General features: G+C 58.6%; 15 protein-coding genes and 1 pseudogene. 4 read left to right on the plus strand and 12 right to left on the minus strand.

All coding sequences use genetic code 11. From position 1 onward, the window contains the following. From Q363_RS46125 to Q363_RS07290, 10 genes are all read right to left on the minus strand, one after another. Positions 1 to 150, minus strand: a 150-nt coding sequence (locus Q363_RS46125) for a helix-turn-helix domain-containing protein (protein ID WP_211256135.1), incomplete at its 3' end; no start/stop codon positions are given. Positions 151 to 323: 173 nt separating this feature from the next. Continuing rightward, positions 324 to 1397 carry a radical SAM protein gene (locus Q363_RS07250; protein WP_084080134.1) on the minus strand — a complete coding sequence of 358 codons (1074 nt, stop codon included), beginning with the start codon at positions 1395 to 1397 and terminating at the stop codon, positions 324 to 326. Continuing rightward, entirely contained in the window at positions 1381 to 3288 is a 1908-nt protein-coding gene (locus tag Q363_RS07255; RefSeq protein ID WP_035349039.1) for a methyltransferase domain-containing protein, read from the minus strand. Before Q363_RS07255 ends, Q363_RS07250 begins: the two co-directional genes overlap by 17 nt. After that, positions 3285 to 4754: a B12-binding domain-containing radical SAM protein gene (locus Q363_RS07260; protein ID WP_035349040.1), complete on the minus strand. Its 1470-nt coding sequence runs from the start codon at positions 4752 to 4754 to the stop codon at positions 3285 to 3287. The genes Q363_RS07255 and Q363_RS07260 overlap by 4 nt, the downstream gene beginning before the upstream one ends. Continuing rightward, positions 4751 to 5719, minus strand: coding sequence for a class I SAM-dependent methyltransferase (locus Q363_RS07265; RefSeq protein ID WP_084080112.1), 969 nt, complete (start codon positions 5717 to 5719; stop codon positions 4751 to 4753). Before Q363_RS07265 ends, Q363_RS07260 begins: the two co-directional genes overlap by 4 nt. Continuing rightward, on the minus strand, positions 5716 to 6531 hold the full coding sequence (locus Q363_RS07270) for a class I SAM-dependent DNA methyltransferase (protein WP_035349042.1): 816 nt from the start codon (positions 6529 to 6531) through the stop codon (positions 5716 to 5718). Before Q363_RS07270 ends, Q363_RS07265 begins: the two co-directional genes overlap by 4 nt. Beyond that, entirely contained in the window at positions 6528 to 7931 is a 1404-nt protein-coding gene (locus tag Q363_RS07275) for a B12-binding domain-containing radical SAM protein (RefSeq protein ID WP_035349044.1), read from the minus strand. The genes Q363_RS07270 and Q363_RS07275 overlap by 4 nt, the downstream gene beginning before the upstream one ends. Further along, positions 7931 to 9406, minus strand: coding sequence for a B12-binding domain-containing radical SAM protein (locus Q363_RS07280; RefSeq protein ID WP_035349045.1), 1476 nt, complete (start codon positions 9404 to 9406; stop codon positions 7931 to 7933). The genes Q363_RS07275 and Q363_RS07280 overlap by 1 nt, the downstream gene beginning before the upstream one ends. Next, positions 9396 to 10910, minus strand: a complete 1515-nt coding sequence (locus tag Q363_RS07285; protein ID WP_245632080.1) for a B12-binding domain-containing radical SAM protein — start codon at positions 10908 to 10910, stop codon at positions 9396 to 9398. The genes Q363_RS07280 and Q363_RS07285 overlap by 11 nt, the downstream gene beginning before the upstream one ends. Further along, positions 10907 to 12439 (minus strand): B12-binding domain-containing radical SAM protein, encoded by a 1533-nt coding sequence (locus Q363_RS07290; protein ID WP_035349046.1) that lies wholly within the window; start codon positions 12437 to 12439, stop codon positions 10907 to 10909. The genes Q363_RS07285 and Q363_RS07290 overlap by 4 nt, the downstream gene beginning before the upstream one ends. Positions 12440 to 13446: 1007 nt before the next feature. Here Q363_RS07290 and Q363_RS07295 point away from each other — a divergent pair. Both Q363_RS07295 and Q363_RS07300 read left to right on the plus strand, forming a co-directional pair. Next, entirely contained in the window at positions 13447 to 14721 is a 1275-nt protein-coding gene (locus Q363_RS07295; protein WP_035349047.1) for a glycosyltransferase, read from the plus strand. 88 nt (positions 14722 to 14809) lie between these two features. Next, positions 14810 to 16054 (plus strand): phthiocerol/phthiodiolone dimycocerosyl transferase family protein, encoded by a 1245-nt coding sequence (locus Q363_RS07300; RefSeq protein ID WP_035349048.1) that lies wholly within the window; start codon positions 14810 to 14812, stop codon positions 16052 to 16054. Positions 16055 to 16509: 455 nt separating this feature from the next. On the opposite strand, the gene Q363_RS07305 is transcribed toward Q363_RS07300, so the two are convergent. Next, a complete protein-coding gene (locus tag Q363_RS07305; protein WP_035349049.1) occupies positions 16510 to 17586 on the minus strand; it encodes a 3-deoxy-7-phosphoheptulonate synthase in 1077 nt (358 codons plus the stop codon). A 287-nt stretch (positions 17587 to 17873) separates the two neighbouring features. Here Q363_RS07305 and Q363_RS07310 point away from each other — a divergent pair, with 287 nt between their 5' ends. Together Q363_RS07310 and Q363_RS07315 are read left to right on the plus strand one after the other, a co-directional pair. Beyond that, positions 17874 to 18374, plus strand: a complete 501-nt coding sequence (locus tag Q363_RS07310) for a tyrosine-type recombinase/integrase (protein ID WP_157466605.1) — start codon at positions 17874 to 17876, stop codon at positions 18372 to 18374. Positions 18375 to 18462: 88 nt separating this feature from the next. Beyond that, a pseudogene (locus tag Q363_RS07315) lies at positions 18463 to 18918 on the plus strand (IS91 family transposase); the annotation flags it as partial. A gap of 23 nt (positions 18919 to 18941) precedes the next feature. Here the strand turns inward: Q363_RS07315 and Q363_RS35810 are convergent. Further along, a complete protein-coding gene (locus Q363_RS35810) occupies positions 18942 to 20330 on the minus strand; it encodes a recombinase family protein (RefSeq protein WP_342667397.1) in 1389 nt (462 codons plus the stop codon). Positions 20331 to 20921 lie beyond the last annotated feature (591 nt).

Consider the following 20921-nt stretch of genomic DNA (forward strand, 5'->3'; position numbering starts at 1 on the left):
ACGGGCGGCATCGAACAACGCCCGCTCCAGCCCGCCATCAAGATACCGCTTGCCGATCTGCCATACCGCCTTGGCGGAAAGCCCCAGGTTGGCTCCCACCGCAGGCGTGGACTGTCCCTGATCCAATTGATGCAAGGCCAAGGCGCGCAATGTGTCGTGCGTACCGACTGCAACCCGCCTCCTAACAACTGATCGATCTGCTGTCGATCTCGCTGCTTGAGTTCAATCTGAAGTCGTATGCCTCTGCTCACTCCCCAGATATACAGCCAGCACCAGAACCCAACAAGCGCCTACATTGGTTACCTATACATGCGGCCACAGTACTAGAGGCCGCTCTTTGCTAGTGTCGAAACTACCTCAGGACCTATCTTTCCGGGCCGGTAGTTGAGGGAGCAGACACAACGCTGGCAAATGGGATTGGTTGGGACGTCGAGATTACTGCGGAAGGCGCGGGCGATGGTGCTATTGAGGGCCTGTTCCAACGTTGCCCCGGCTGTGGATGCGATGGCTGGCTGGAAGAAGCAGGGGCGTAGCGTGCCGTCAACCTCCATTACGGTTGAGACCCAGGGCGCGTTGCATTGAGGGGATCGAGGCGGTGTCCCTTCAAGGTGTTCACCGAAGCGTGTGGCGAGGCGGCGAAGCTTGGCTTCGTCCTCCTGAATAAAGCGTGAGCGGATATCGTGCTGGTGGGTGGCGATCAGGCCTTCAATCTCTGATTCAAGGGCAGTGATTTCTGCTGCGGTGAGGGCGACCTCCTTCTGGCGGTCGGCAGTCCAGGGCTCATTACGATTGAAAGCGGCAGAGGTGAGGTCTGCGGGCAGGAAGGAGATGCTGTCCAGGCCAATGGCGTGCGCGGCATCGACGGTGGCTCGGAGGTGCGCATGGTTTTGCTTCTGGACAGTTGTGCGGCAGACGATAGGCATCGAGGGGCAAAGGTCGCGGATAGTTCCGATGCCGTGGGCAATTGTTTCGAAGGCGCGGGGGATGCGGCGAATGGTGTTATGGATAGGTGCGGGGCCGTCGAGCGAAAGAATGATGTCGTCCACCCCATCTGCGATAAGAGCGGCTCGCTTATGTAAGAGCAAACCTGTTGTGAGCAGGGTGACATGGATAGTCAGAGAGCGGAAGAACTCAAGAATGGCCGGGAGGTCGCGGTTGAGTAACGGTTCTCCACCCGAGAGGACAACCTGTCGGACGCCGAGATGAATTAACGAGTCGCGATGGCGCATGAGGGTTGCGGCGGAGAGTTCCTGGGATTCGGTGCGCTGCCAGATATCGCACATGACACATCGGCAATTACAAAGTGTGTGAATGTTTAGCAATAGTATCGGCAAAGTGGAGATTCGAGAGTCTTGGTGGGCGACTTCAGCGGGCTGGATTTTATATAGTTGTGAGATGACGCACCTCCTTGTTACCGAGGCGAAGCTTGCCTGGACCGAGGACCTGTTCTGCGCTTTCGAAAAGATGAGGCAGGGGAGCACGGACGTAGCGTTCGATGCCTCCTATCTGGAGGAGGTAGAGGCCGGAGCGGTGGTGTTGCGACAGGCGAGCGTAGAGGGTAGGTGATGCGACCTGGACGCGTCCTTCGAGTACGACGAGTTCTACATCGGCCGAGGTCAGCTGCGCGAGTGTTTGGGCAGGTGTGGTCTGGATATCGCGAACAGCGATAAAGTCTGCTCGCTTACCGGGCATGATGCGGCCTTCACCCTGATTCAAGCGGAGAACTGCTGCTGGATTCGTGGTGACGAGGTTGTAAAGAATGGCAGGGTCTACTGCTTGTTCCGAGTGCAGATAGTAAAGTTCATCGAGGAGGTCCCCACTCGAAGTAAGAGGAGAGTCACTACCGAGGGCTTTACGCTCAATGGCTGTGAGAAGGCCGGCGGAGAGAGTCTGATTGAAGAGGAAGCGGTTGGAAGTTGGGCAGAGAATGACGGCTACCCCACGTTCATTCAGGAGCGCGATCTGCCGGGTGCCAAGCGCGAGTCCGTGGACGAGGGCGGTACGGTCGTTGAGGATATTGATGCGGTCAAGCTCCATAATCTCGTTACAGCTTTGTGGGTCGGTGCCTTCCGCAGCGTGAATGATGAAAGGTAACCCGGGGGGAGTGCACTGGAAGCGCACAATGAGATCTGGATCGAACGCGAGCGAGTGAGCCCAGCCGAAGTTACTGAGGACACGTATGGGAAATCCGGGTTCGGTGAGCGCGGGATGAAGAGGGTTGTGGTGGCAGACGGTCGTGACGCCTGAGAGGAGATTGCGGATAGCGCCCCACCAGAGGCGGGTCTCAAGCGGAACCTGTAGGTGTTGCGCGATGGTATGGGCGTGAACCTGATGAATCTCTTGGGCCCACTCCGCGGCGTTGCGGAAGGGTGGTTGGTCTGGCGGGCGCCCGAGATTGGGAAAGAGAGCAAACTCGAGGTGGTCATGGGCGTTGATGAGACCTGGAAGAAGTACGTAGCCCGTGAGGTCGAGGGAGCTGTGCGGTGTGTCTCGAGCGACGAACAATCCGTCCTGAACGGAAATCGGGGAGACATCCCACGTTGATTCGTTTGCGCTCCAGGGCACATTTGCGAGTTGAAGGTCGAAAGTAGGCGACGCTCGCTTCTGCAGCTTGAGGAGATAGATCGCGGGTGTGCTGGCGAAACGGTCGAAGTCGCCAAGCTTGCCTCTCTGCACGAAGAGGATTCTCTCTGGTTCGCCGAAGGAGGGTTCCGTCAGTTGGATGAGATCGAAGCCTCTATCGGCAAAGGTGGAAAGAATGTCGTCGAGGGAGTACGTGGTTGCAGGTAGTTGGATGCTGGCATCTTCAATACGGAAGGCGCGAGTCCAATTGCGCTGGATTGCGGTGACAGGGTGCATGTCAGAAAGGAGGATTTGGCCGCCCGCACGCAGGACGCGAGCGCACTCATCGGCGAAGGCCGTGAGGCTGTCGATGTAACTGAGCACAAAGGAGGCGACGATCAGTTCTACGGAGCCGTCGCTGCCGGGAAGAGCGGAGGCGTCTCCGAGATGGAGTGCCGTGGCCGGGGCCAGCTTTAGACGGGCACGCTCTAGCATCGCAGGCGAACAGTCGATGCCTGCCAGAGATTTTGGAGAGAGTGCCTCAAGGCGGCTGAGCCAGCGGCCGGTACCGCAGCCCACGTCGAGGACGTCAGTGCCGGCAATTTCAGGCAAGAGGGCGGGGAGTGTACGTTCTTCTAGAGTTAGCAGAGGATTAAGTTGGTGATCATAGACCTGCGCCCAACGGTCGAAGGTGCCACTGGACGAGACTGTACTTGGCGCCGTCACAAGCTCTCCCGCTTGGGTTTGCGCAGAGCGATGAACTGATTGGCTAAATGAAGTTCCAAGGGAAAGCTGTAGATATGCAAACGATACCGCCATGCACTGAGGGCTTTGAGGAAGAGACGGCTCCAGCGGGGTGCACGGATGTCCTGAACGGTGGGCCAGCGGGATGCGACGACGATTTCGAAGTTGTCTATGAGTTGCTTAGTCTTTCGTTTGAGCCAGGGTGCATTCGTATCGATGCGGAGAGTGTAGTTCATCCATTCGGGAGTGGCCCAACCGGCGGGCGTGTCAGGGAACGGGACCTCGATGTTGCCATACATCTCTCCGCCGGCTCTATGGGGCTGAGGAGTGGGAGTGTAGTGCTGAATGATGATCTCGGAATCCGGGTTGATGCGCTTGATCTTTCGGATAAAGCGGAGCGTCTCACGCGTATCGCGGTCGGGATCATTGGGGTTACCGATGACGAAGGAGAACTCCGGAATGATCCCGAACTCGCGGGTGCGGCGGGCGATCTCGAGCGTCTGTTGTGTGGTTATCCCTTTTTGCATCTCCTCAAGAACCCAGTCCGAACCTGACTCCGCGCCAAAGAAGATCATGGCGCAGCCGGCGCGCTTGATCGCGGCCCATGTCTCATCGGAGTAGCGAGACATGATGTCAACGCGTGCCTCGCACCACCAGCGGAGCTTGAGCGAAGCCATGCGATCGCAGAGTTCGCGGGCGAGGTCTTCGCGGAGGAAGAAATTCATGTCGTAGAACTGTACGGAATCGGCGCCATAACGTTCGACGAGATGTGTGAGGATGGCGACGGTGCGCTCTGGGGACTCAAATTTTTCTTTATTGCCGTACGCGGCATGAACGCCGCAGAAGCTGCAATTGAAGGGGCACCCGATGCTCGCGTGGTGTACCGCCGTTCGTTTACCGAAGAACGAGGGGCGGAGATACTTCTCCACCGGAAGTCGATGGAATGGCGACCAGGGAAACTCATCCGGTCCCTTCATCGGCCGTTCGCCGTTGTCGCGATGCAGGCCGAAGACGTCTTTGTAGAGCAGACCCTTGATGCCCTCGAGGGGGCGGTTGCCACGGAGTGCATCGAGAAGTTCCAGCAGGGTATCTTCACCCTGGCCACGGACGACATAATCAACGTAGCGTGCGTTGAGGGCGGCCTCGGGATAAATGGAGGGAAAGTAGCCGCCCCAGCAGATGGGGACCTCTGGATGTAGTTTGCGGACTTCTCGGGAGGTTTCCATGGCGACGACCATCTGTGGGCCCGGCATGGCAGACACGCCGAGGAGCTCAACGTGATGCTTCTCGATGAGTTGGAGGATGCGGCCAGTTGGGTCTTCCTCGAGGTTGCCGTCTACAATCTCATACTCCTCTTTGCCTTCAAGGACTGCTGCGAGGGCGAGGACAGCGAGTGGAAGGCGGCGGTTACGCGGCTTGGTGGCTCGGGGGTGATAGAGGATGATCATGCGGGAACCTCGGCCATGAAGATGCGGAACTCCGAGGGGGTACGACGGCCTTTAAGCTTTGCGCGCAGTGGGCGGAGGGCCCAGTGAACGCCATAAAAAGGCTTCAGAATTTGCCAGCGGATACCAAGCGCAGTCGCAAGTGCATCAAGGCGCTGCGGGGTAAGGAATTCCTGGCTGGCCAAAGAATTGGATGCGAAGCCGTATACGGATCTGAAGTGAGCGTGCTTTTCTTCGACCATTGCTGTGCCACTGGATTCATGCCGGTACCAGGGGCTATCGGCAATAACGATCTTGCCTCCTGGGCATGTGCAGCGAAGTGCCTCGGCAAGGGTCCTTGTGTAGTCCTTCGAATAGTGGAAGGAGGCATTGAAGATGGCAAGGTCAAAGGCGGCTCTGGGGAATGGGAGGCGATCGACGCTAGCCTGAACGCGCGGGAACATGGATGGAAGATGTGCGGCGTAGTGGGCGGCCGCACCGAGGCCATCCCGGTTGTTTGTGAGGATGTCGACGGCGACAGGCCGATGCCCAAGAAGTGACAACCGATAGCTGAGCCAGCCATTGCCGGCCCCCAGGTCGAGGATGCGGAGAGGACGCTTCTGCAGCCTGCTGAGGATCTTGCGTTCGAGATGACGGTAAGTTGCAGCACGAATTTTCCATTGGGCGGCGAGCTTACCTGTGATGTCGTCATAAGGGAGAGCGAGGTAATATGCGGGGTCGTTGCTGCCACGTGCCTCGGCTTCGCGGATGAACTCGTACTCCGCAATGAAGCGGTCGAACGATTCCGCGCGGCCTGGAGGAAGAGACCGCCAGATCCCGTCTTCCTGCAAAGTGACGGCGCCGCACCGGACGCAGGGATGGCTGCCTGAGACCCTGGGATTCAGGACGTCGCCGCAACTCCAGCAGCACAAGTGGAAGCTATCTGTGGCCAACGCGGTGGGGGTCTCTGCTGGCGTGATGGTGGTCATGGGGAGACCTTCTCGAAGCACAGCAGAATGTGATCGCCGGTCGCGCGGAAAAAAGGCAGATTGGCGAGGATGTTTTCGAGATGGCACAGTAGTCGTAAGGTATGCGGATGACGACGCGCCCATGGCTCCAGGTAGGACGGAGGAATGGCAACTCCGACACCAACGCGAGAGCGAAGGCGGAAGTGTGGCGCGAAACTGCGGCGAAGCTTCCGCAGGGTCGGATAGTAAACGCGGAGGGTTGCTCCATTCAGCTGTGCATCCGCATAACCCTTGCAACGGCGGAGTGCCTTCGCCACCTGACCCCGGCTGAGGTAGTAGAGGATCTCGATGAGACAGATGCGAGTAGAGAAGCAGAACAGGAGCGTGCCTCCCGGCTTAACAAGTCCGGACAGGGCGGCGACAACCGGTCCGAGGTCCTCGATGCAGTTGAGTCCGGAGAAATTGGAGAAGACGCCATCGAAGCGGACGGCAGGGGTGAGCTCATCAATGCGTTCGGTGGGGAGTTGGTGGAAGACTATGGGAGGAATTGGCGAGCTGAGGTCGAGGCGCTGCTCGGCGCGGGCGATCATCTGTTGAGAGGCGTCGCAGGCAAAGACCGAAATTCCATTGGCTCCGAGAAACAAGGCATCCTCGCCGGTACCGCAGTTCAGTTCAAGAATGTTGTCCTTCGGGTGGTAGGTCTTGAGCAGCACCTCCCAGACGGCGTTGCGCTGCGCACGGCCAATCAGGGAACTCGTGAAGTCTCGATCGTAGGTGTCGGCCAGACGGTCGAAGGCCGCCCCGGCGGAGATTCCGAGCCCCTGGGTGCTCACGCTTCCACCTCAGTCGCGGTGGCGGCCAGGCCCTGCCGGGCTGTGGCGATCTGCATCTTGAGTTGGTGAAGGTCAGAGGGATCGTTGGAATTGCTCTGTGCAAGCCGCGCGAGTTGCACCTCCGCGCGGAGCAGCTTGTCGGCGTGGGCGTAATAGTCGCGAGAGTGTCGGCCCTGGATCTTGATCTCGCGGTCGGAAGATTGACCCCACGGTTTCAGCTGCACGAGCTTGCTCTGAATCTCGGAGTAGTAGGGTGTGCCCTTGATGGGATAGGAGACAGTGGTAAAGAAGATGTCGGGCTGGGCCTTACGAACGTGGTCGATGGTCGCCTCAATGTCCTGCATCTCCTCGCCCTCATAGCCCCACATAAGAAACATGCCGCTCTGAATGTTACGCGCGCGGCTCATGGCGACAGCCCGCTGGACCTGCTCTACCTTGACGCCACGGTCCATTGAGTCGAGAAGGCGCTGGGAGCCGGATTCGGAGCCGATCCAGATCCGGAAGCAGCCTAGCTCGGCGAGAAGATCGAGCATCTCTTCATTGAGGCGGTCGGCGCGTGAGATGCACTCGAAAGGAATGTGAAGGCCGCGGCGGTGCATCTCTGCGGCATACTGTCGAATCCACTGGTGGTTGATGGTAAAGACATCGTCAGAGACCCACGCGATGTCCGGTGTGTATTCGGTCAAAAGCCATTCGAGCTCATCTACGACCTTGATCGGATTTCGCCTGCGATGGGTCTGGCCGTACACCTGGTGACTGCACCAGCGGCACTTATAAGGGCAGCCGCGTGCGGTGATGAAGTTGACGGAGCCCTGCCCGTGGTGTTCGCGCCAGGTGTCGACGTAGCGGTGGAGATCGATAGCGTGGCGGGCGGGCCAAGGCTGCGCGTCGAGATCTGCGATCTGACCGCGGGGAGGATTCTGGTGGAAGCGGCCGGAGTCGTCGAGGTATGCCACGCCGGCGATCTTCGAGCGCCAGGCGAGGGCGTCAGGGTGCTCCCGGAGGGCGGTAAGTAACTCCTGCATGGTCGCTTCGCCTTCGCCGAAGACGACGAACTCAGCGCCAGCTTCGAGGTACTCCTGGGCGTAGGCGCCGGGCTCGGGACCTCCTACGATGACACGCCATCCGGCTTGACGGGCAACACCCATAATCTCGACGGCGTTGGCGCGCGTCATCAGGTTGGCGTAGATACCCAGGACGCCAGGTGTTTCTGATTGCAGGTGGTGAAAGAGTGCAGTGCGGCTGGAAAAGGTCGTGTCGAAGACGTCGACATCAAAGCCATTCTGGCGGAGATGAGAGCAGAGGTAGAGGATGCCCAGGGGAGCGTAGGGCTTCATAATCTGCATCTCTTTAGGATCCTCGTAGAGGAAGTAGCCGTGGGTGAGTAGAAGGTCAGCCATCAGGCACCCCTTTCGGTCAGCACTTCCTCCAATGGCATAAAGACGGAGTGACTGAGCGTAAGAATATTGGCATTGCGGCTCACCGGCTCGAGTGCGTGTACGGTGGCCCATAACGTGTCGATGGCGTGCGCATCGATCTTGGCGACCTCGGCGTGGAGGGCCTGTCGGAGAGCGCGGTAGAAGTCGTCGTGGTAGGTAGCGGTGTGGATCGTACAGAGGTCATCACTGTCGTTCCAATTGCGCTTGGATCCAAGCTGTTGCTGAACTCGCTCGTAGAAGACTGTGCCGGGAAGTGGATAGGAGACGGAGACGCCGATATCGTCGGGCCGAGTTTCGCGGACGAGTGCTATGGTCTCAAGAATCTCGGGCCAGCCCTCGCCCGGGTAACCGAACTGGAGGAAGAAACAGGCGCGGATGCCTACGTTTGCCAGTCGGCGACGGGCGGCGTGAACGGCGGAGAGAGAGAGGCCTTTATTCATGGCGTCGAGTATTTTTTGCGAGCCGGACTCGACGCCCATCCAGATCTCCGCGCAACCGGCGCGTTTGAGTGCATTGACGGTGGATTCAGAGAGAAGGTCAGCGCGGGATTGGATCTTGAACGGAAGCGGTTCGCCATAGGATTCGACGGCCGTGGCAAAGGCCTCGACCCAACGGCGGTCGAGAGCGAAGACATCGTCACCAAACCAAATATGCTCGACTCCGAAGACGGTCTTCAACTGATGGAGTTCGGCAGCCACGGCCTCGGGAGGGCGGAGCTGAAACCGGCTTCCGGAGATGGGCTTGGCGCACCAGTTGCAGCGGAAGGGGCAGCCCCGGCTGGCAACGACGTTTGTAGAGAAGTGCCCGTGCGCTGCAGTCCATGCGGATCGGTATGGCTCCATGTCGATGAGCTCACGAGCGACGGTCGGTAGATTGGCCCAGGATGAGTTGATGGGCGGTGGCGCAGCGGTTGCCAATTTGTCGTCCACATAGTGAACGAGTCCAGGGAGGACCTTCGGTTTGCCCGTTTGCAGCAAAGAGGTGCAGAGCTCGGTCAGGGTTTGTTCAGCCTCGCCATTCAGAATGAAGTCGACACCGCGGTCCAGGTAGTGGGCGGGGTGATCAGTCGCGTCGGAACCGTGGGCGATGACAGTGATGCCGCGAGAGTGGGCAATGGCTGCAAGTTCGCAAGCCAGCTCACGCATATGCGTCAGGCACATCTTGGTTACAAAGTTGAAATCGTCCTCGTAGAGGACGAGTATGCGCGGGCGGTGTCGGTCAAGGGCCTCGATGAAGTTGGGGATAGGATCGGCAAAGGTGGGATCGAAGATCGCCACGGAGACACTACAGCCACGCAGTGCGGTGGCGGCGTAGAGGGTGCCAAGGGGAGGATACGGCTGCATCTTGCGCCACTGTTTGGCATCGTGCGCAAGGTGATAGGAGTGCGTGAGCAGTACCTCGACTGCGCGTCTTGCGGGAAAGAACTCAGCAGACATTTGCGGACTCCACCGGAAGCTCCGCTCCGGTAACAAGGGAACGGCGTTTGACGATGTCTTCGGAGAAACGCGAGAGCCAGAGCTCCCAGGGGAAGAAGAAGAGGCTTGCCTTCAATCTCCAACGAATCGGATTGCAGATGAGCGACGTGGTGAGCCGCTTGAGGAACGAGTCGCCTGAGGAACGGCGACGGGCTTGGTTGAGTAGAAGGAAATACTCGAGCATCCGATTTAGTCGGGAGAGCTCGCGGCTTTTGAGCCATGGAAGCAGGTTGGCGCCAAGCGGCATATTCTCCCAGTCCTCAAGCGTCTGCGGCTCCGAAACACCAAGCTCACGCAACTGCGGCCAAATAGGAATACCTGGGTAGGGAGTGAAGATATTGGGAGAAAAGCGGACGTTACGGAACTGGTTGCCGATGTCGCTCATGGTGCGAAAGGTCTCGAGGCGGTCGGCCTCAGTCTCACCGGGATAGCCAAGAATGAGATTGAAGTTGACGCGTATTCCAGCGAGGGAGGCCTTGCGAGCCGTCTCGTACATCTCATCGACGCGCTGGTGGCGCTTGTTCATCATCTTGAGAACCGTCTTTGAGGTGGACTCCGTGCCGAAGCCCATGTAGTTGACTCCGCTGTCAGCGAGCAGCTGGACTTCGTCCTGAGTCATGCGGCAGATAAAGTCCGTAGATGCTTGGAAGGTCCAGGAGAACTTTACGCCGGAGTCGACGATGCCCTGGGTGATGGCGATGGCGCGCCGCAGGTCTACAGGAAAATTGGAGTCCAGAAGTGCGACGTGGGTGATACGATAGCGCTGGACAAGCCCGGTCAGCTCAGCGACGACATGACCAGCGTCATAGGCATTGAAACGGCGTTTGTAAACCACCATGTCCGTGCAGTAGTTGCAGGCGTAGGGACAGCCGACGCTGGTGGCGTAGGCGAGTTCCCGCTTGCCGGTCACGCGCTCGTAGGAGTCGAAGTCGGTCAGGTCGAATGCGGGCTGAGCGAACGTGTCGATTGGCTGGACGCGGCGGTCGAAGTTCTGAATCAGGCGGCCATCACGCTTCCAGGAGATGCCGGCGATGAGGTCGAGCGGGTGTTTCGCGGCAAGCGCGGCGGCGAGTTCGACGATTGTGACCTCGCCCTGGCCGCGCACGACGATGTCGACGTAGGGCTCGCGAAGGGTGGATTCGGGGCAAAGCGTGGGGTGCCATCCGCCGAAGATAACGGTGACGTGCGGGGCGTGCCGTTTGACGTGCTGGGCTGCGACGATAGCTCCTCGAATCATCGGACCGGTGAGAACCGAGATGCCGATGCAGAGAGCAGATTTGCACTCCTCCGCGATGCGGTCAAGGTAGCGAGACTGGATCGCGGCGTCGATAAGGACGACCTCAAAGCGAGCCTCGCGGAGTGTGCCGGCCAGCGCGAGCAGCGAGAGGGGCGCGCCGAGCGGCGGGCCATCGTAAGGCGGATAAAAGAGCACGACCTTGCCACGACTTTGGATCGAGGTATTCAACACGCAGCCTCACCTGGGGTAGCAGCGAGGCGCTTGGCGTCGACGGCCGGCTTACTGCTGCGTGCGATACCCAAACGTTGGTTGAGCTTCTTATTTAGCCAAAGCTCAACCGGGTACTTGTAAACGTCGTGATCGAGCCGCCAACGGGCGGGAAGTGAGATGGCTTTCTGAGCGATGCGCGTGATGGGATCGCGCTTGTCGGCAGCGATGGGAATCCGGTCGAAGGCGATGCGCAGGTAGTCGCGGGTGGTCTGAAGGCGCGCGTGCTCCTTGCCCTTAAGCCAGGGGAGGGTGGTATAGCGGGGGAAGTAGTCGGCCCAGCCCTCCAAGGTCGTGGGAATCTCGATGCCGAGCTCCTCGACATGTTTCATGATGGGGGAACCCGGGTAGGGCGTAAAGATATTGGTCCAGAACTCGGCCCCAGGAAAGCGTCGGCAGACGTCCATCATGAACTCGATGGTTTCGCGGCGTTCCTTCGGCCCTTCGCCGGGGAAGGCAAAGATTATGTTGAAAGAGGGACGAATATTAGCCGATAGGCAGCGCGCCGCACTCTCATAGATCTGATCGAAGTCCTGGAATGTCTTGCCCATGAGCTGCAGCACCTTTGGCGAGCCCGAGTCCACGCCCTGGCATATCTGGTGCAGGCCGGCTCGACGCAGCAGAGCTAGATCTTCGCGCGAGAGACGCGCAACCATGTTGGTCGTAGCCTGGACGCTCCACTTGAACTGCGAACCCGCTCTGACCAGCCCCTCTGCGATACCGCGCGCGCGATCGAGGTCGACCATGAAGTTGTCGTCGACGACCCAGAGCATCTCGAGCCGGTAGCGGCGGGTGAGGTCGACGGTCTCTTCGACAAACTGTTCGGACGGGAGAGCGTTCCACTTGCGGCCGTAGACGCCGGCATTGGTACAGTAGGCGCAGTTGAACGGGCAGGCGAGCGAGGAAGTGTACATGGCCCAGCGTTTTCCGCAGCCACGCTCGTAGGCGTCGAAGTCGGCAATGTGGTACGCCTTGGGGGGCATCTCCACGAGCGGCTTTAGGGGGCGCTCGGAAGTAAAAATGAGCCTGCCGTCGCGTTTGAAGCCGATACCGGGGATGAGGTCAACGGCCGCGTTGGACTGGAGGTGCTGGACTAGTTCGAGGAAAACGTCCTCTCCCTGGCCTCGGACAACATAGTCGACACAGGCGGCCCGAAGAGTCTGATCGGGAAGCAACGACGGATGCCAGCCTCCCAGGACAATGGGGAAATCGGGGTCCCATTCCTTGACGGCGGTGGCGATCTCGACAGTCTCCCGAATCATGGGACCGGTTACGAGAGAGATGCCTAGGCAAACGGCGTCGCGGACCTCTTCAAGAACGCGCTTCTTATAGTTCGGCGTGATCGTGGAGTCAATGAGAACCACTTGATAGCCGGCGCGGATGAGCGGGGTCGCTACCGCGAGAATGCCCAGAGGAGCTGTCGCCTCCGAACTGGCGAAAGAAGGAAAAAAGAAAACTATTTTCTTCGAGGACCCATTTCGTTTCGGCATCGTTTTGGCGTCGTTTTCCGACCTAGTTCAGTGTGCTTCCGGTGTGACGGTTTTGTGTCAGGTGGATATCGGTGAGTTGTAATTGTTTTGTATATTGCCTTCGGCCAACCCACCTCACTCTTCCCTTCAAATCCGTGAGCGCTATGCGAACAGCATCTTGCGAAGCGAGGTATAGGGCGACTTAGCGATGCTCACAAGAGGGAGGTGTGACGTTTTAGGGAATATTCCGGTACCTTGCGGAATATTCCGGTTGTGACGGTGTTCTGGTTTCAAGAGGCCAGCCGCGTTCTCCACTCAAACGCTTGTCTGCCGGTCGTCAGGGACGGTCTAACCATGTTTTTTGATGTATCACTCGATATACTTCTCACTCCAGCCCCGCAGCCTCTAGGAAATATCAACCCCTCTCGAGACATCGGGAATGATCGAAAAACATCCGACAAAACTCTGTCTCCTTATGCCAAGCGATCGGGGATGATTGCATTGGGCCCTTGCCGTTGCGTGTACGGCGACGAGACTCTATCGCCCAAACGGCGAAAGAGTCGATCGATGTACCTCCTCACTCCAGACTTCTGCTACGGCCGTTGGAAGAGGAGATCAAGTTTACGGCTGCGTCAATGGCCGTTGGGCATTGATCAATTTATTTGCGCCGGGAATAAAAAGAGTGGCGCCGTGTTCAGTTTTACAGGGAAGCGAGTGAGGCCTTCTCTCCACTCTTCGCGTCGTGTCTATGACCTACATCAAGAGACTCTTTCGCTGCAGGAATGCCACTGGAAATCAGACATCCCGCGCATGGTTCAAGAATCAAAAACGTTTCATCTTCGCAGAGGAGTTTATTCGTGAGTGCAATGGATCGAATGTTATTCCCATGACGAATGACTCTCCAATGTGAATAGGACTCGGCTATGAGTCAGTTGCTGTTGTTTGTTTCCTTCTCATCGTCCCGACCCGCTTGACTCTGCGTCTCTAAAACCTGCTTCAATTTCTCCCACTAACCAACGAAAGGTCTTATGAAAATTCTTATCGCTTCTATACCGGCGGCCGGACACCTCAATCCACTTCTGTCCATCGCCTCGCTATTGGTGGAGTCCGGCCACGAGGTCGCCGTGCAGGTCAGCGAAGACCTGCGTCCCGCCGTCGAAGCCGCCGGCCACCGCTTCCTCTCAGAGATTCCCAACGCTCAAACCTCAGCAGGTTATTACTTCGAGACGTACCCGGAGCGCATGCAGAAGTCGCCCGGTATGGAGATGACCGGCTACGATCTCGTCCACTTCTTTGCCCGCAACATCGCCGCCCAGTCCGCCAGCCTCAAGATGGCGCTTTACGACTTCCAAGCCGATATCATTCTCGCTGACTCTCTCTACTGGGGCACGCTCCCCATGCTCGTCGGCCCTCGCGACAAGCGCCCCACCATCGCGCACCTTGGCATCTCCATCGTCAATATCGGCAGCGGGAAGAACATTCCCATGCGTCCCGACGAGACGCCGGAGCAACGCGAAGCAGAGCTGCAACTCCGGAAGCGCTTCATGCTCCAGCCCGCGCAGCAGGCAGTCAACGCCGCCCTCGCCAGCCTTGGTTATCCCGCGCTTCCATGCCCCATCCTCGAAGCCATGACCACGCTGCCCGACCTCTATCTGCACCCTGGCATCGAGAGCTTCGAGTACCCTGACCCCAACTCGAAGGTGCAATACATCGGCGCGTTGCCCACGTCAGCTGGCCAGCCCACGCTGCCCGAGTGGTGGCAGCACCTCGACCGCACCAAGCGCCTCGTCCTAATCACGCAGGGCACCATTGCCAACCGCGACTTCGGCCAGGTCATCGCCCCCGCGCTCGTCGCGCTCGGTGGCAGGGAAGACATGACCATCATCGTTACCACCGGCGGGCAGCCAGTCGAGTCCATCCCTGTTGCCATCCCCTCCAACGCCCGCATCGCCTTGTTCCTGCCCTACGCGCAGATCATGCCGGAGATCGACCTCCTCATCACCAATGGAGGCTACGGTACCGTAAACATGGCGATCTCCCACGGCATTCCGGTCATCTCCGCCGGTCTTACTGAAGATAAGGAAGAGGTATCTGCTCACGTCCAGTGGTCCGGCGCGGGGATCGATCTGCGCACCAACCAGGCGACCCCTGATGCCATTAGGCACGCAGTCGACGAGATCATCACGCAGCCTAGTTACCGTGAGCGCGCCCAGCAACTCTCGCTCGAGTTCGCCAGCCACGACGTCGAAGCCGAGTTGCTCAGCCTCATCGAGGAGTGCGTCCGCGACACCGTCAGCGCGTAGCTCCACGCCAGGCGTTCCTCGTCGCTGCACACTTCCCGTGCAGCGGCGAGGCTACATCTCTCGCCTCAAACCTGGAAAGGAAAGCATCATGTCTTCGACCTCCCTTGAACTTCAGTCTCTCGAACTCCTGCCCGGCGACCTACTCCGTCCCCTCGGCGCCTTTGAAGAGCTCTTCTGCCTCTTCGACCAGCACTTTCCCACCAACCATGCACTTGCAGCCCAAATCTCCGGCCACACAACCGTTCAGCAGTGGCGCGACGCGCTCGAAGCAGTACAGCAACGTCACCCGCTGCTTTCTGCCTGCATCGACACCACGTTCAACCGCGTCCCTCACTTCCGCCGCGTCACCGGCCAGCGCGTCCCGCTCCGCGTGGTTACATCGCCCAATGCCCGGTGGCAGCGGGAGATTGCCGAAGAAGTAAACGAACCTTTCACCCCCGATCAAGCTCCTCTCTTCCGTGCTGTACTGCTCCATCAGGAGACGCACTGTATCTTTATCCTCTCCTCCCATCACGCTGTTTCCGACGGCTTCTCGCTCATCTTTCTCCTGCGTGACATCCTCCTCGCTCTCAGCGGACATGCCCTCGAGGCTCTGCCACTGGAGCCCTCTCGCGAAATTCTTTTCGGAGCGCAACAGCGCACCTCCACCGAGCCCGGCCTGCCATCCTTCGCAGCTCAGCGCCCGCCTATGCCCCATGTGGAAGGAATTAAACTCACGACAGAACAGACCACCGCACTCCAGCGCCGCGCTCGCGAGGAAGGCGTCACCATCCACGCCGCTATCTCCGCTGCGCTCACCATAGCAGGCAGAGCCATCGATGAAAGCTGGCGCAATAACCCGCTCCGCATCATGTCGCCCGCTGAGATCCGCGACATTCTCGGCCTTAAAGATCAATGCATGGTCTCCTTCGGTGGTGGTGAGATCTCCATGGCGCCAGGCGTCCCGACGACGTTCTGGGAGCTCGCACGGTTCGCGAAAGATGGCCTCTCTGCCGTCAAGAGCACAGAGAATATCTCCAGGATGATCGATCTCCAATCCACAGCCGTCTCCTCCAATCTCACCATCGAACAGGCGTTTCAACTCAAGCGAAACGCATTCAACGCACAGGTCATGTTCTCCAACCTCGGCCGTCTCCCATTCGACAGCACCTTCGGTCCGCTGAAGCTCGAGACCCTCTGGGCACCATGTGCACTCCGTGGCATCGAGGGAGAGCAGATTCTCGGAGCAGTCACCGTCAACGGCTCGCTGCACCTCACGCACACCAGCCCTACGCCAATCCCCGGCCTGCTCGCGGGTATTGAAGAAGAACTCCGTAAAGCCTGCGCGATCTAACTAATTTCCAAAACTTGCCATCCAGAACGGATTCAAGCCGCTACCTCTCTCGAGAATGCGGTATATCTATGAAATAAATGGTCGCTGACCGTCATGGAGCGGAGCCCTAAAGGAGGTGCGGGTGAACCCGGGTGTTACGCAAGAGTAGATTCGGCCGAACCAACTACAATTGCAGAGAGGAATATGACCGGCTCTGGCTCCGACGCGGCATTCCGATTTAGGGATCACGATCACCTACTGAGATGTGTCAACGGGTGGACTTGCGCTTGATGTCCTCAAGAACAGGTCGACTCCTCTGGACGTCGAGATTGCCGTCCATGCCACTGAGTTCGCGAACATTGTGAAGGTTTCAGGAGCCCCTGCTAGAGTTTCTTGCGGACGTGCCGAGATTGCTAACGATGCCTACTGGTTAGGCGCGATATCTTCAAGAGCATGCGAGATTCACGTTCCTCAGTCTAAACTTGCCCGGTGCGAAGGTGAGTGCGCCGCTTCTGTACGGCGGTGGCGAGTTCACGCAGGAGCGAGTGGGTCTCAGGCCAATCGATGCAGGCGTCGGTGATGCTTTGGCCATAGACAAGTGTCTTGCCGTTTACGAGAGTCTGCGATCCAGCGACGAGATTGCTTTCGATCATGACGCCCATGATGCGACGTTCCCCACTCGTGATCTGCTCTGACACGGTGCGGCATACTGAGCCCTGCTTGCGGTGGTCTTTGCCGCTGTTTGCGTGGCTGCAGTCGATCATGATGCGCGGTTTGACGCCTGTCTTTTCCATCTGCTCGGCGGTCGAAGCGACGGAGGCGGCATCGTAGTTGGTGATCTGCCGCCCACCGCGCAGGATAACGTGGCAGTCCGGATTACCGGAGGTGAGAAGGATGGCGGATTGTCCCGTTTCGGAGGTTCCCAGGAAGGTATGCGGATGGCTTGCGGAGAGGAGGGCTTCAATCGCAATTTGTACGTTGCCGGAGGTACCGTTCTTGAAGCCGACCGGACAAGAGAGGCCGGAGGCAAGCTGGCGGTGGACTTGGCTCTCGGTCGTTCGCGCGCCGATGGCTCCCCAGCTTACGAGGTCGGAGACGTATTGCGGCGAGATCATGTCGAGGAACTCAGTACCGGCGGGCACGCCCATCTCGGCCAGATCGAGGAGGAGGCGGCGTGCAGTGCGCAATCCGTCACTAATGCGGAAGGATTCATCGAAGTAAGGGTCGTTGATCAACCCCTTCCAGCCAAGCGTCGTACGCGGTTTCTCGAAATATACACGCATGACGACCATAAGATCACCAGAAAGCTCTGCGATAGCCTCCTTCAGCAAGCTCGCATATTCCCTGGCGGCGATCGGATCGTGGATGGAGCAGGGTCCTACAACGACGATCAGGCGGTCGTCTGACCCGTTGAGGATGTCTACGATCTGACGACGTGCTTCGAAGACGGTGCGCGAAGCGTTGTCAGTGATAGGCAGTTCCTCCTCGAGGAAAATTGGAGGAAGAACGACTCTACTGGATTTGATCCTGAGGTTGTTTGTGGGATATGCCATAGCCGCTTGATCAGAATACTAGGTATGGCTCGCTCCACACCATCGCTGACGCAACCTTCGCTACGGCAACACACCTGCGGCTTAGGGCGGGTTATGCGGATCGATGTGACTTTGAGTCGAGCAGCTGCATTAGTTGCGGAATTGGACCGTCAGGCAGCCGAATTCGACCTGGGTTGTTTAAGTCACCAGAACGGCGTTTGAACGAAGCCGCTGGCGCGGCGGATGCTACAGTTGTGGCGGACACGGGCGTTAGCTCTAGTTAGGGTGGGTCACAAGGAGGTTTCCCTGTGACCCGTCTTCGCCAGAGGATGCTGGATGAGCTCCAGCGTCGTAACTACTCTCCGAACACTGTACGTTCCTACATTCATGCGGTGGAGGAGTTTTCGAAGTACTTCCGCCGATCGCCAGATCAGCTCGGGCCGGACCATATTCGCGAGTATCAGGTTCATCTGTTCCGCGATTGCAAGCTCTCGCCGCGCACCATCGAGGGACAGACTGCAGCACTGCGGTTTCTGTTCGTCAAGACACTTGGACGATCCTATCTGCCCGATCAGATTCCGTTTCCCAAGTGCCACAAGCGCCTGCCCACCGTGCTGAGTCAAGAAGTGGTGGCGAAGCTGATCGACTCAGCCGGCAGTCTCATGCACCGCGCGATGATCGTGACGCTCTATGCGACAGGAGCCCGCCGTGCAGAGCTGTGCCGTCTGAAGGTCTCCGATATCGACGCGAGCGCATGGTGCTTCATATTCAGCAAGGCAAGGGAGGTCGCGACCGCGATGTGCCATTGAGCCATCTGCAAGCCATTGCCAGTCCATTGGAGGCGATCGATGTATCGACATCTGCCTCGGTCAAGCACTCCAGGAGACGCGCGAAACGATGAGCCGGCCCACCCTCGAGGTGGCCGACATCATCCGAGCATCGGGCAGCAGCTTCTTCGAACGTCACGCTTCGCGCCTGGCTTACCAGCACCGCAAGGTGATGGATGCTATCGTCCGTTGCCGCACTGCGGCGTTGGGTGGGCATCGCGATCAGTGTCTCCGCTGCGGCCACCAGGCCATCTCCTATAACTCGTGCCGCAACCGGCACTGCCCCAAGTGCCAGGGCAACGCACGCGCCAAGTGGCTGGCCGCGCGCTCGGCCGAGCTCTTGCCCGTGCCTTACTTCCACGTCGTCTTCACACTGCCTCACAAACTATCCACGTTTGTGCTTCAGTACAAGCGACTGCTCTACGATCTCCTCTTCCGCAGCAGTGCCGCCACGCTGATCGACGTCGCTCGCAACCCGAAGCACCTGGGCGCTGACATCGGACTGCTCAGTGTGCTCCATACCTGTTGACAGAACCTCGAGCAGAACCCTCACTCATGATGCCTGGCATTATCATCTCCTTCATTTTCAGTAAACAAGGAAGGCGGATTTCCCGAACTACCCCCTTGCAGAACCAGCTTGCCTGTGCGGAGAAGCCTGTCGATAATGCTCCGAACTGTTTCGTTATTCAAATCGGCACGACGGATCTCCCAGGGAGCGCGAGGAGTGACCTGTTCACGCTTTAACAGGCCTGCCTCCACCAACCGTTCGATCGTGCGGTGACTCACTCCACATATCCGGGCAGCTTCATTCAGGCTGACTCTCTCAGGATCGGGTAGCGCTCGCCTTTGCCCGCTAACCGAATAGTTGCGCCGCGCGGTGGCCACGCGGATTTGATTCCACCGCTTGCTTTTACCTGTCGAATAACCGAGCCGGTTCAACACGGAGGCTATCTGGTCATCGCCGTGGCGAACCGCCATCCGGCGTATGATCTCCAGGGCCTCGATCGGCGTTGCGGTTTCAGTCGCTGAACGCGGCCGGTCCATCGCTAATTGGGTGTGCGTACCGCCGCTCCAGTGGATGGTGAACTGAAGCGTCTTTTTCTCCGCATCTGTGCGCACGATGATCTCCTCCACAACCGTGCGGAAGATCATCTTCTTGAGTGTCGAAGGACAGTGATCGTTTTGCCAGACTTCAGAGAAGTTCGTGCCCATCGCCAGGATTTGAGCTTCTTCATCGACGGACAACGAATATCGCTTTCCATTAAGGCCGGCCAGCCTCTGTTTGGTCTTTGCGATCTCCTCCAGCTTCTCGTTCCAGCGACGTTCCAACTCGCCGGCCACCAGACGATTCCTGGCATCTACGGCATCGTATTGCTCGAAGGCTTTCTTGGCCTCATACTCCAGTTGCTCAAGTTTGCTGGACAGGGCGATGCGCTGTGCTGCATCCCCGGTGCTTAACTCTTCAAGTGCGCGCAGGCTGGCTTCTATCCCAGGAGAAATCACCTTAAGCAGTTCCTGACTTAACCGGCGGTCTACCGATGCGCCGCCAAACCGTTGGCAGTACTGTCCGCCGTCGTCGTAATCTCCCTTGCAGAGATAACGCGCGTGGGTGCCGCGGGCTCCCCAGTAGCGTACATGGAGCTTGCGGCCACAGTGTCCACAGCGAAGAAGTCCCACCAGCAGACCTTGCCCGGCACGAATCGCGGCCATGGATTCATCCCCCTGCCAGTTTACGGAATTACGCCGTGTCATTCGTCGATTCTCTTCATAGGTGGCCCAGTCAATATAACCTTCATGATGATCGGGGATGAAGACCCGGCATTCTTCAGCTCGACGCGTAGCGCTCTGATGTTTCTCCAGCCTGCCGTCGACCAGCAATGTCGTGACCGGGCGACGGCCCCACACGTATGCGCCCGCATAGAAGGGGTTGCTCAGAATATCCTTGCTGCGATGCCGTGCGTCACCGCGCTACCGCCACAGCCTACGCCAGGCTACCAACCTCGTTGCCCGTTGTGCTCCGAGCCGGTGTTCATCATCGAGCGGATCACCAGTGCACAGCTTCTTGTCCGCAGCCTAACAACGTCGGCCTCGAAGCCTCATGGCATCGACAGTTCCTGATTCCAACATGCATACCTTGGCTCTGATCAACGTCCACACCAGCGGCCTGCACAGACGCTACGCAGACTCATGCTCATTCGAGCCTGCCAGAGGCAGATTTCGTGACCTCCGGCTATCTCCAGACAACGTGATTGACCACCTTCAGCACTTGTTACGAACTCCAGAAGCCTGCATCATCCCGGCCAAATTACCGCAGAACTGGCTCGCACCCATCCAAATCCCATAGCCCACCGCATCCACCCCACCCAGCGGCTTCCTTCAAACGGCCCTATCAAAACTGCCCCGGAAGATACGACCCGGACCTCCCCACGCGTCTCTGGCCGGGGCAGCCCCTATAGGGTCCTATCGTTTATGGGTACTAATCCAGAGAGACATTGCTGTCGGATTACCCCTTATACAGGAGTGACTGCC

Origin of the sequence: Edaphobacter aggregans DSM 19364 (genome assembly GCF_000745965.1) — a bacterium.
Lineage (GTDB): Bacteria > Acidobacteriota > Terriglobia > Terriglobales > Acidobacteriaceae > Edaphobacter > Edaphobacter aggregans.